This window comes from Planococcus versutus (assembly GCF_001186155.3).
GTDB lineage: Bacteria > Bacillota > Bacilli > Bacillales_A > Planococcaceae > Planococcus > Planococcus versutus.
This window is the reverse complement of record NZ_CP016540.2, coordinates 859,405-872,103: the sequence shown is the minus strand read 5'-3', so window position 1 is coordinate 872,103 and position 12,699 is coordinate 859,405. Positions and strand designations below refer to the sequence as shown.

The 12,699-nt window shown below is 38.7% G+C and carries 8 protein-coding genes and 2 riboswitches; all 8 genes read right to left on the bottom strand.

The genetic code is table 11. The features are described from left to right. Positions 1–490: 490 nt before the first annotated feature. The 8 genes from I858_RS04345 to I858_RS04310 all read right to left on the bottom strand — a co-directional run bounded on the left by I858_RS04345 (position 491) and on the right by I858_RS04310 (position 12,692). Entirely contained in the window at positions 491–1,828 is a 1,338-nt protein-coding gene (locus I858_RS04345; protein ID WP_049694180.1) for an NCS2 family permease, read from the bottom strand. Between the two features lie 115 nt (positions 1,829–1,943). Next, positions 1,944–2,045, bottom strand: a riboswitch (purine riboswitch). Positions 2,046–2,162: 117 nt separating this feature from the next. Further along, positions 2,163–3,701, bottom strand: a complete 1,539-nt coding sequence (guaA, locus tag I858_RS04340; RefSeq protein ID WP_049694217.1) for a glutamine-hydrolyzing GMP synthase — start codon at positions 3,699–3,701, stop codon at positions 2,163–2,165. Between the two features lie 125 nt (positions 3,702–3,826). Further along, a riboswitch (purine riboswitch) is annotated at positions 3,827–3,928 on the bottom strand. A 32-nt stretch (positions 3,929–3,960) separates the two neighbouring features. Next, positions 3,961–6,144 (bottom strand): DUF4129 domain-containing transglutaminase family protein, encoded by a 2,184-nt coding sequence (locus I858_RS04335; protein ID WP_049694181.1) that lies wholly within the window; start codon positions 6,142–6,144, stop codon positions 3,961–3,963. Then, the gene (locus I858_RS04330; RefSeq protein WP_049694182.1) at positions 6,144–7,355 is read right to left on the bottom strand and encodes a DUF58 domain-containing protein; all 1,212 of its coding nucleotides are present in this window, start codon (positions 7,353–7,355) and stop codon (positions 6,144–6,146) included. The genes I858_RS04335 and I858_RS04330 overlap by 1 nt, the downstream gene beginning before the upstream one ends. Further along, complete coding sequence (locus I858_RS04325; protein WP_049694183.1) at positions 7,352–8,302, bottom strand: AAA family ATPase; 951 nt, start codon at positions 8,300–8,302, stop codon at positions 7,352–7,354. Before I858_RS04325 ends, I858_RS04330 begins: the two co-directional genes overlap by 4 nt. A gap of 148 nt (positions 8,303–8,450) precedes the next feature. After that, a complete protein-coding gene (nadE, locus tag I858_RS04320; protein WP_049694184.1) occupies positions 8,451–9,278 on the bottom strand; it encodes an ammonia-dependent NAD(+) synthetase in 828 nt (275 codons plus the stop codon). A 10-nt stretch (positions 9,279–9,288) separates the two neighbouring features. Then, positions 9,289–10,758 (bottom strand): nicotinate phosphoribosyltransferase, encoded by a 1,470-nt coding sequence (locus tag I858_RS04315; protein ID WP_049694185.1) that lies wholly within the window; start codon positions 10,756–10,758, stop codon positions 9,289–9,291. A 491-nt stretch (positions 10,759–11,249) separates the two neighbouring features. Then, a complete protein-coding gene (locus I858_RS04310; protein WP_049694186.1) occupies positions 11,250–12,692 on the bottom strand; it encodes an aldehyde dehydrogenase family protein in 1,443 nt (480 codons plus the stop codon). Positions 12,693–12,699: the final 7 nt, after the last annotated feature.

Below are 12,699 nucleotides of genomic sequence, written 5' to 3'. Positions count from 1 at the left end.
ACGCTGATCAGTAAGTTTTTGCGCGGGCCGTTTTGCGCGACCGTTGCGATTTGTTGACGTTTTGCTGTTCAGTTTTCAAGGTTCAAGTAATTGTGTTTGTTTGCCGCACTCATTGGCGACTCAATTAATATAACACGCTTAAATTAAAGAGTCAACACTTAAATACATTTTCTTTAACATTGTTATTATAACATAAAAACTGATAATTCTAATTACAAACGTGTTACAAATTTGAAAGGAACTTTACTCTTTACATTGAATAGTTCTCCTTAAATTAATAAGCTTCCCTTTCTTGGTCAGCTCTTGAAATTTTTCAATAACAAAGTCATGCTCCTATTTTCCTTCTCTCCTTACAACTCACCAAAGGATTTAAGTTCCCCACTCTTTTATAAGTTAATTAAATTTCTTCTATAAATTACATAAGAATATGTAAATTTTTAAGATGTAACAAAGAAAAAGTCCGCCAAACTAACTTGGCGGACTTTCAAGCTCAAACTAAGAAAATAAAGTACAGTATAAAGATAACAAACAACCCATACATAATCGGATGAATCTGTTTGCCTTTTCCTGCTACAAGCATCGTAATTGGATAGAAGATAAAACCAATCGCAATTCCCGTTGCAATGCTGTAGCCAAGTGGCATCGTAATCATTGTTAAGAAAGCCGGTACTGCAATTTCAAATCTAGACCAATCAATTTTTCCTAATGCTGAAACCATTAAGACTCCTACAATAATTAAAGCAGGCGCAGTTACTGCACTTGTTATTACTTCAAGAACTGGATAAAAGAATATTGACAGAAGGAACAATATTCCTGTAACAACTGCCGCAAAACCAGAACGCGCTCCTGCTGCAACTCCTGAAGTAGATTCAATATAAGAAGTCGTCGTTGACGTTCCGAAAATTGCTCCACTAACTGTCGCAATTGAATCTGCTAATAAGGCTTTGCTTGCTCTCGGTAGTTTATTGTCTTTCATCAAGCCGGCTTGGTTTGCTACAGCCACCAATGTCCCAGCAGTATCAAAGAAATCAACGAACAAGAATGTTAATACAACAACTAGAAATTGAATATTCATTAATGAACCAAAATCATTGAAAATGGGTTCAAGCGCTACGCCAAAAGTCGGAGCCATGCTCGGAAGGCTCAAATCAATTACTGCACTCGGCAAGTTGACGACACCAAATATCATGCCAACTACCGCAGCGATTAAAATCCCGAAAAAGATTCCGCCTTGAATCCCTCGAACCATAAAGATTACCGTAACAACTAACCCAAAAATGGCAAGTAATGCTGAACTGTTTGAAAGGTCGCCTAATCCAACCAAAGTTGCTGGATTATCAACAATAATTTCAGCGTTTTGCAATCCGATAAACGTAATGTAAAGACCAATCCCCGCTCCAACAGCGTATTTTAATTCTGCCGGAATGGCATTAATGATTGTTTCACGAAGACCCGTTAAAGTCAGCAAAATAAATATAAGACCTGAAAATAAAACACCTGTTAATGCTGTTTGCCAAGGAATTCCGTAAGTTAAAATTACTGTGTACGCGAAGAATGCATTCAAGCCCATACCTGGAGCTAAAGCGATTGGATACTTCGCCAATATCCCCATCACTAAACATCCGATCGCTGCAGCTAATGCTGTTGCCATAAAGACAGCGCCATAATCCATACGCATCGAATCGGGTAGGTCTGGTACTGACTCTAAAGTTAAAGTTAACGGGTTAACGACAAGAATATATGCCATTGCTAAAAACGTTGTTAAACCGCCAATGATTTCTCTACGGTAATTCGTTCCTAATTCTTCAAATTGAAAATATTTTTTCATGCTGATTCCTCCGACTTGCCTGCGTATAATTTCTACAAAAGAAAAACGCATACAGCAATTTCGCCGTATGCGTTCGATTTATCCCTTCACTTCAACTGAAAGGTACTCTACTCAAAAGTGAGTGGATTAAAATCGTAGTCGAGTTATTTACGGTAACTCGGTAGAAACTTTCGGGCCCTATTCCCGATTTTATACGACAAGCTTATTTAATTTCATTCGTAATATATCATGGATAAAGTGATTTAACAATACCAAACACGAACATTTATGATGAAAAACTAAAAAAAGTTCGTAAAAAAGGAAAGTGCCAACTAAATTAGTCGGCACTTCACAATTATTCCCACTCAATCGTTGCTGGTGGCTTGCTCGTAATGTCATACAACACTCGGTTAATATGATCGACTTCGTTGACTAGGCGAACGCTTATCTTTTCCAGGACGTCCCACGGAATACGAGCCCAGTCAGAGGTCATACCGTCAATCGACGTTACAGCACGAATCCCAATCGCGTAATCGTAAGTACGAGCATCGCCCATAACTCCTACGCTGCGAAGATCCGGCAGTACCGTAAAGTATTGCCAAATATCACGATCAAGGCCTGCTTTTTTGATTTCATCACGTAAAATCCAATCAGATTCACGGACAATTTCTAATTTTTCTTCTGTTACGGCTCCCATAATGCGGATACCAAGACCCGGACCTGGGAACGGCTGACGCCATACAATTTCTTCAGGCATGCCAAGTTCAGTTCCAAGAACGCGTACTTCGTCTTTGAATAATGTATTTAACGGTTCGATCAGTTTAAACTGCATGTCATCGGGTAATCCACCTACGTTATGGTGAGATTTAATCGTTTGTGCAGTTGTTGTGCCGCTTTCGATAATGTCTGTGTAAAGCGTTCCTTGTGCAAGAAAGTCCATACCTTCTAATTTCGAAGCTTCATCATCGAATACGTAAATAAATTCGTTGCCGATAATTTTGCGTTTTTTCTCAGGATCTGTGACACCTTCAAGTTTCTTCATGAAACGGTCACGTGCATCAATTTTAATAACATTCATGTTGAATTCATCAGCAAAAGTTTTCATTACACTTTCTGCTTCTCCTTTACGAAGAAGGCCGTGATCCACAAACATACACGTTAATTGATCGCCAATCGCTTTATGAATCAATACCGCAACAACTGAAGAATCTACTCCGCCACTAAGTGCGCAAAGTACTTTTTTGTCGCCAACTTCTTCACGGATTTTTTCGATTTCCAATTCAATGTAGTTTTCCATTGACCAATCATCTTCCATTCCGCAAACATCGTAAACAAATTTGCGCAATACATCATTGCCATAAATTGAGTGACGTACTTCCGGATGGAATTGAACGCCGTAAAATCCTCGACTTTCATCTGCCATTGAAGCAATCGGACAGCTTGCGCTTGTTCCGATTACATCAAATCCTGGAGGTGCAGCTGTTACTAAGTCACCATGGCTCATCCAAACAATTTGTTCTTCCGGAAGATCTTTAAAGATTTTGCTGTCTTTTGTTAGCTTTAATTCCGCTTTGCCATACTCACGATTTTGAGCTTTTTCTACTTTTCCTTTTAAATGCAATGCCATTAATTGCATGCCATAGCAAATTCCTAAAATCGGTAAGCCCATTTCAAAAATAGCATCATCGATTGAAAATGCGTTTTCATCGTAAACAGAGTTTGGACCGCCCGAGAAAATAATCCCTGTCGCGTTCATTTCTTTGATTTCTTCAGCAGTAATCGTGTGCGGATGAAGCTCACTGTAGACACCAATTTCACGAATGCGGCGCGTGATCAACTGATTGTATTGACTTCCAAAATCCAAAACGACGATTTTTTTCTGTTCTTTTAACATTGGACTAACTGGCAAAACCTTCACCTCTTCTATTCGATTCAGGCCACAAATAATAAAAGAACGCGAAAACTAGACCTCGCGTTCTTCTGCTCTACATCAAAAGGCGAATACACACATCAAAAAAGACATGCCTCATCCACCTTCATAGTCAAGTCATTTCCGGGGACTTGGTAGAGACATCCGATCCATATTACCGGACATATATGAGGGCAACTGTAATTTATAATTTAATCAATTGTACATTTTACAAGCCGTAAAATCAACCGCTTGTCCTATTGATTAAGTTTTCCCAACTTTCCTTTAACTCTTGCCAGTCAATGGATTCAGCATCATCACCATAAATCATACGTTCATAAGCCTGGGTTAACTCCGACATTTCATGTGTTCCAAAAAACGAATCGATGTACGCGGCGTATGATTTTAATGTTTGACCTGGCTTTCTAGTGATACCGTATAGTTCCAATTGTTTCAATAAATGAAGATATGCTTTTTCAAAACGATTTGAACGAACTTTACTCATTCGGTAATAAACTGTGAGCCATTTTGGCATCCACTTGAAACGAGATTTGAAAAGAATGAGCGCAATGAACGTAAATCCAACAACAAACCAAATAAGTTTCCCGCGATTCTCGGAAACGAAATTAGTAAATCGCTTAAAAACACTTGCTGTTGAAGAAGTAGTAGCTTCTTCTTCATCTATCGTTTTGGATTCTTGTTCTACTGGAGTCGCTTCAGGTTTTGGCAGTTCAGGATTTGTTGCATCTATATCTAAATCGAAATCAATAGACGCGGAACCATTAAACCCAATCGTTGGTTCGAATAACATCCAACCGATTCCTGGCATGTATGCCTCTACCCACGAATGGGCATTGTTATTTGTCACTTGGTACAAGTCTGTATCTTCTTGCGAAGTGATTAATTCTCCTTCAGTAAACCCCTTGACCCAACGAGCAGGAATATCAATGGATCGCAGTAAAACGACCATGGAAGTTGAGAAGTTATCGCAGTAGCCTCTTTTAGTATCAAATAAAAATTGATCTACGTAGTCTTCATCACCTTGTGGCACGGGAATATCTGTCTGACTGTATGTAAATCCAGACGTATTAAAATAATTTTCGATTGCCAAGGCCTTCTCATAGACCGTTTCAGTACTGCCAGTAATTTCAACAGCCAAATCCCTCACACGCTGAGGAAGTTCGTCAGGTAATTGTAGATAGCGGTCAAATTCTGCAGGCAACTCTGCTAAATCTTCTCTATTTGTTTCCCGTAAAGCTTTTAAACTGTAGATCGGCTCATTAAATGAGACATCGTACGTTTTAGGTTCAAATGCTTCACCATTTTGATAGGTTTCAAAACGTTGGTCTGCTGAACTATATTGAAAGTCTGGTGAATCTTCCATCGAAAAAGAATCAGTGCCATATGGGTATAACACAAACGGGAAGTTTTGTTCCATTGATACATTTGCTAATTCAAAATCTTCCCCGTTTGAAACAAATTCGGTATCTACTGTTTCGTTATTGCCATAAACAATAGTTTGCCCGACATTTTCTGTCAGTTCCCAACCTTTTGTTGTGTAAATATCTTTTGATTCGACTTTCCAATATTGTCCTTCTGATACTTCTGCATTTAAAACGGGTGTATCGTCACCAATAAACGAGCCACCTAAACGAGAATCGTCTACTCCGTATCCGATTCGACCAATATTCCCTCCGCTCCCAACTCCACCTTGTCCAGAAAAAGAAGTGATGAACGGTACAGGATCTGGCCAAATAGGTGCAGCTTTTGGTAAATACAAAGCCAGTGCCGTCGAAGTTGCCACAAGAATCACGAGTGGAATTGCAAAAAATGCGATTTTATTTTCTTGCTCTGAAATTCGGTGTTTCTCCATCCAACGCACCAAATACAACAACCCTGCAAGAAGAAGACCAATAACCATAATTCGAATAATGGCAGAATCGCCAGAATACGGACTGAATGTATCCAGTACGGCGATAAATATTACCGTTAATAAATAAAACAAAAAAATGCTCAATCGATAGCTAACCCAGTAATGAATCAAATAGATAGCCATCCACAGCAAAACAAAGAACAAAACGGTTCGGAACACATCTGTTGTTTGTTCCCAACTTTGTGTAGCTAATGCTGAAAAATTAATACCGAAATCGGCACTAAGGAAAGCGATTGCTTCTCCTGTAAACAATAAATTACCTGTATAAACAAAAACAACAAACCACACTATGTAAATAATTTTTAAAGGTCCTGATATCCACCAAGGAACTCTTAAAAACGCCATAAGTAACCCTACCGCTATAAAAGTCAAAAACAACGATTGATGCCCTGTTTCAGTTAAGACAATGACTGGTGTCAACCACTCCACTAACATAAAAAATACCAAAATATATAAAATCGCCATGAAAAACTTATTTTTTCGAATGGAAGTCATTAGCGGCTCACCTCCGTAAACACTGTCGCAAAATTCTCAGGGCTAACACGCTTGACAACAAAACCTTTAGACCGGGCATATTGATGTACATTTTCATCTTTTTCCAGTATGATTTCGCCTTTATTCGCTACAACTAAGCACATGCAATTGCTTAAGTTTTTAGCATTTTTTCGAATCGATTCGATCATTTCCATCGAAAGTTGACTTGTCACATATAACAAACTCGATGTGTTCATTTGTTGAAGCTCTCGTCCAATTGCTTGGACAACTGGTTTATCTAAGTCACTTTGTACTTTTGCCAAATGATACATTACTCGTTGTAAATGCGCTTCTGTTTGAACTAATGGAAAATAATTACGATTTCGACCAACAGACAAATAAGCCAAACTTGAATTAGCCTGTACAACCGCTTTTAATATAGAAGCTACTAACTCTACTTGCAATTCAAATTTCTCAGTATCATTTCGGTCATCTAGCAAAAAAAGATCTTGCGACTGACGGTCTTCAAACTCTTTTGTTCGCAATGTTTGCGTACGTGCATAGGATTTCCAGTGAATCCATGATACACGATCACCTGGTTGATAATCGCGAAGACCACTTGTCATCGTTGTGTCTTTTACTAACGTAAAAGGAGCAGCCATTGATCCATGGTCATAACGTGATTCCATTGGACGGTAAGTAATTTCTACTGTATTGGGATAAACTAAAACGGTTTGTTGAACAGGTAATAATTGAATTTTCTTTACCCAACCGAAAAAATCTGCAGTTTCTAAATGTATTCCTTCTAACACATGCTCTCCTCTTGGCATTTCATCTATCACATAAGTCCACGAATAGCTTTTACGAAATCCTGGCACGATCATTTTAGAGCCTTGACTTTCTATTTTTTTATTCAAAGATGAGGAATGGGTTTGTTCACTTAATACAGTATAAAGCAATGGAAACGGAATTTTTCTGTGGATGATGGCAGTTGCAGAAAAGCTCCCACCTTTTCGGATTTGAGTTGTATGGATTTCCCTGTGGGCTCTGATATCTTGCATTGGATAAAACGACAGCAAGATCGAATAGACAATAAATGGCAAAGACATGTAAAAAATAAACCAACTAACAAATCCGCCTTGGAACATTGCAAAAGAAAATGTCAAAAAAAGAATAAACAAGACTAAAATCAAGCGTCCCCATGAAGCTATACTTTTTTTCGACTCGCTCATTTACCAACAAGCCTTTTAACTGGGACATGTGTTTTTGCGATTATACGTTCTGTTATTTCTTCTGGTGTAATTCCATCGTAACGAGCTTCTGAACGTAACATAATACGGTGACCAAAAACAAACTTCGCTAAATACTGCACATCATCAGGCGTTACAAAATCGCGTCCTTTCAACAAAGCATAGGCCTGTGACGCTTTCATCAGCGCAATGGAACCACGCGGACTTACGCCCAGATATACATACGCATCTTGACGAGTTTGTCTAGATAAATCAACGATGTAACTCTGAATGGTTTCATCTACTTTAATGGTTTTTACTTGGTCTTGAAGCGCTAACAATTCTTCTAAAGAAATAACAGCCGTCAATTCCTCGATGGGTGCAGCCACACGCGCGCGATTTAAGACTTCCATTTCTTCTTTCGGTGTAGGATACCCCATTTTCACTTTTAATAAGAAACGGTCAAGTTGCGCTTCAGGCAATGGGTAGGTTCCTTCGTATTCAATCGGATTTTGAGTCGCCATAACAAAAAACGGTTTTGAGATTTGCATTGTCACTCCATCTATCGTGACAGATGCTTCTTCCATTGCCTCTAGCAATGAAGATTGTGTTTTCGGAGAAGTACGGTTAATTTCATCCGCCAAAATGATATTCCCCATAATAGGACCCGGTCGAAAATGAAATTCCATGTCTTTTGGGTTATAAATCGATACACCAATAACATCTGACGGTAGCAAGTCAGGTGTAAATTGAATGCGCTTAAAATCGGCTCCCACTGATTTCGCTAAAGCACGGACTAGCATAGTCTTGCCGACACCTGGTACATCTTCTAATAAGACATGACCATGAGAAAGCATCGCAACAATACTCAACTCCGCAACATCACGTTTGCCGATAATGACCTTTTCAATATTTTCAATCACTTTTTCCAACCGCTCTTTTGCATTCATCTATGAGCTCCTCCAATATAAATCAGACAATGTTTTGAATTATCGCAATCTTATCGTAATCATAACGAAATTCAACTAATAACTCAACAATACATTTTCTTTCATATCAAAAAACAGGAATCCCAAAGGCTTCCTGTTTTGTCATACGTTATTTCCAAAAATCATCAAAAACGGTTATAGGCAAATGACGCTTGTGCTGTGTTCTTAAATAATGGCCTTCAATTATTTCTTGTGCATCTGCTGGAATTTTCTTACCTTCTAAATAATCGTCGATTGTTTCGTAAGTCACACCTAAAGCAACTTCATCTGGCAATGCTGGTTTGTCTTCTTCTAAATCCGCAGTAGGAATTTTTAAATAAAGATGCTCAGGGCAATCAAGTTCTTTTAACATAGCCTGACCTTGACGTTTATTTAACCGGTACAAGGGCATCAAGTCAGCTGCTCCGTCACCAAATTTTGTATAAAATCCAGTGATGGCTTCTGCTGCATGATCAGTTCCGAGTACAGCCGCGTTATGCATCGCCGCAATCGAATATTGCGCTTTCATTCGTTCACGTGCTTTTTCATTGCCTTTTGCAAAATCAGTTAAGTGTATTCCCACTTCTTTTAACGCGCGATTACTAGCATCCACCGCTTCTTTTATATTGATCGTATACAGTTTAGTTGGCTGAATAAATTCCAATGCATCTTTTGCATCTGGTTCATCAAACTGTTCTCCATAAGGTAACCGCAAAGCATAAAACCCATAGTTGCTTTCGCCAGCTTCTTCGTTTAGCTGATCAATTGCGATTTGTGCTAATTTACCAAGTAATGTCGAATCTTGACCACCTGAAATTCCAAGTACATAGCCTTTTAAAAATGAGTGGCGTGTTACGTATTCTTTTAAAAATTGGATTGTGCGTTCAATTTCCTCTTTTGGCTGAATAGAAGCTTGAACTTTTAATTCTTCAATAATTCGTTGTTGCAGAGTAGACATTGGTATCCTCCTATTCTCCAGTAAAATCGTGCACGGCATCTCTTACTTCCTGAATATTTTTCATTTTATTGTCCCAACATTTCTGACTCAGATCAACTGGGTATTCTTCAGGATTTAATGACCGTTTGTATTCGTCCCATAGCAAATCCATATTTTGAACTGCATAGTTTTGCATTTCTTGAATACTTGGATTTTTATAAATAACTTGACCTTTTTCAATAACTTGGTGATGAATATTAATCGCTTCAAAATTCGTCACAAACTTCGAAACAAATGTATGAACCGGATGGAACATTTTCAGTCGCTCTTGTGAAGCTGGGTTTTCATCATGCATCGCAATATAATCACCCTCTGATTTGCCATTTTCTTTGTCGATAATCCGGTAAACGTTTTTCAGTCCTGGCGTCGTAACTTTTTCAGCATTTCCAGAAATTTTAATTGTGTCTTCTAGTTCGCCATTGTCATTTTCTATAGCTACCAATTTATAAACCGCTCCTAATGCAGGTTGATCATAAGCCGTTATTAATTTCGTACCAATTCCCCATGCGTCGACACGGGCACCTTGGGCTTTTAAGTTTAAAATTGTGTATTCATCCAAATCGTTCGAGACAACGATTTCTGTATCTGGAAAACCAGCGGCATCAAGCATTTTGCGTGCTTCTTTTGATAAAAACGCAATATCACCACTATCTAATCGAATTCCTTGGAAATTAATTTTGTCACCTAATTCTTTTGCCACTTTAATCGCAATTGGCAATCCTGATTTTAAAGTATCGTATGTGTCTACTAAAAAGACACAGTTTTTATGCCGTTTCGCATAGGAATGGAATGCCTCATACTCGTCTTTATAAGCTTGAACTAATGAATGTGCATGCGTACCGGCTACTGGAATACCAAATTTTTTCCCAGCACGTGCATTGCTGGTCGCTTCAAGTCCGCCAATAAAAGCAGCACGCGATCCCCAAATAGCAGCATCCATTTCTTGTGCACGTCGTGTTCCAAATTCCATTACGCGTTCATTTTTTACAATTTGTTTAATCCGACTTGCTTTTGTCGCAATTAACGTTTGGTAATTAACAATGTTCAAAAGTGCCGTTTCAATCAATTGCGCTTCTACTAGAGGAGCTTCAACACGAATCAATGCTTCATTTTGAAAAACAAGTTCCCCTTCTGCCACCGAATAGACATCTCCTGTAAATCGGACAGTTCGCAAATAATCGATGAAATCTTCCTTATACTCAAGTTCTTCTTGAAGATAGGCCAAGTCACTATCTGTAAATTTAAAATTTTTTAAGTAGTCTAATACGCGTTCTAATCCAGCAAATATTGCGTAGCCATTACCAAAAGGCAGTTTCCGGAAAAATAGTTCAAAGACAGCTTTCCGCTCATGCATTCCATCTGCCCAATAAGACTCCGACATGTTGATTTGATATAAATCTGTATGTAGCGCTAAACTATCATCTGCATAATGCTTATTCATAAAAAAATCTCCTTCTTCCACTATCCGTAATAGGTCCAATTATACACCAATATGGAAAAGACAAAAATAAAAGTCTCTTTTATCGTAAAGAACCACAGTTATCCTTCTATAAGAAAAATTTTTTACAAGTCTTAATATAACAATCTTAGCTATTGACTTTCTTTTTAAAACATGAGATAATTTATTGGTTAACATAAAGGTAACTGGTAAATTTTGATAATCTGGCATTCTACGATAATGTTTTTGAGAATACTTATTCACACTGGCGCGATTTGAGGATCGCAAGGACGTAAAAGAAGGTAGGGTTTACGTTGCTTAAGTTAGAAGGCACCAGTGGAACAATGACCGCGGTACTGAAAGTAACACTTTCAATGGAAATGATTCCCCAGTTAAATGGGTTGAAAAATTGAGTCAAAACAAATTATAGTTACCTTAAACAAACGAAGGGATGTCCTCTACTTGAGGGCATCCCTTTTCCAATTCTTTTACGCTTAGTATTTCAACGCAACATTTTTCAAAATTGTATAGTTGCGTAAAGCTTCGAGACCTTTTTCACGTCCAAATCCACTTTTTTTGTATCCTCCGAATGGCATTTGCACACCACCACCCGCACCGTAGTTATTAATAAAAATTTGACCTGCACGAATTTTACTTGCGACTCGATGTGCTCGTGCTCCGTCTTTCGTCCAAATGCCTGCTACTAATCCGTAATCTGTTCCATTGGCTAACTCAACTGCTTGCTGCTCAGTTTCAAATGAAAACGCTACTACAACTGGTGCAAAAATTTCTTCTTGCGCTACATAACTTCCGGGTGCTAATCCATCGATTACTGTTGGTTGGAAAAAGTAGCCGTGTTCAAGCCCAGCTTTTTTTTCACGCTCGCCACCGGTTAAAAATGTAGCTCCTTCTTCACGTGCAACGGTCATAAATTCAAGAATGCGTTCAAATTGTTTTTCATTTAATATCGGACCTAAATCTAAATCATCTATCCCTTTACCAATTTGGATTGCGGCCATTTTGACTGTAACTTTTTTTAAAAACTCGTCTTTAATTGATTGTTGCACCAAAAGACGAGAGCCTGCCGAACAGGTTTGCCCAGCATTTTGAATAATTGAACGAACTGCCCAATCTGCCGCTTCTTCTTGGTCACAATCTTCAAAAATAATGTTTGGTGATTTTCCGCCAAGTTCTAAGGTTACAGGTTTAACGTTTTTTGCTGCTCCCATCATGACGGCTGAACCTGTTTGTACAGAGCCTGTAAATGTAATGTGGTCAACACCCGGATGTTCAGAAATTGCGGCTCCTGCTTCAGCGCCATAACCTGTCACTAAATTGAAGACACCTTTTGGTAAATGCGTTCCATCTAAAATTTCTGCTAATTTAATTGCGGTTAGTGGTGTGTCTTCTGCTGGTTTTGCTACAATTGTATTGCCTGTTGCAATTGCTGCTGCTGTTGAACGAGAAAGAATTTGCAATGGGTAATTCCATGGCACAATGTGAGCAGTGACACCAATCGGTTCACGCAATGTGTAGTCAAGAATGCCAGGTTGAACTGGAATCGTTTCTCCGAAGATTTTATCCGCCATTCCAGCATAGTATTCAAAATACAAAGCAGCCGCTTCAACATCTTTTCGCGCCTGTGTTAATGGCTTACCTGTATCTAATGTTTCAAGCAATGCAATTTTTTCTGCATCTGCTCGCAAGGCATCCGCTACTTTGTGTAGAATCCGTCCTCTTTCAATTGGCAAAAAGGATTGCCATTCTTCAGACTCAAAGGTTTCGCGAGCTACTTTTACAGCAGCATCCACATCTTCTTTTGTCCCTCTTGGTACTTCTGCCAAAACTTCGCCTGTCGCAGGGTTTTTTGTTTTGATCCATTGTTTCCCTACACTACCTATCCATTTTCCATTCACATACATTTGCTGTTTTTCCACTTTTGCG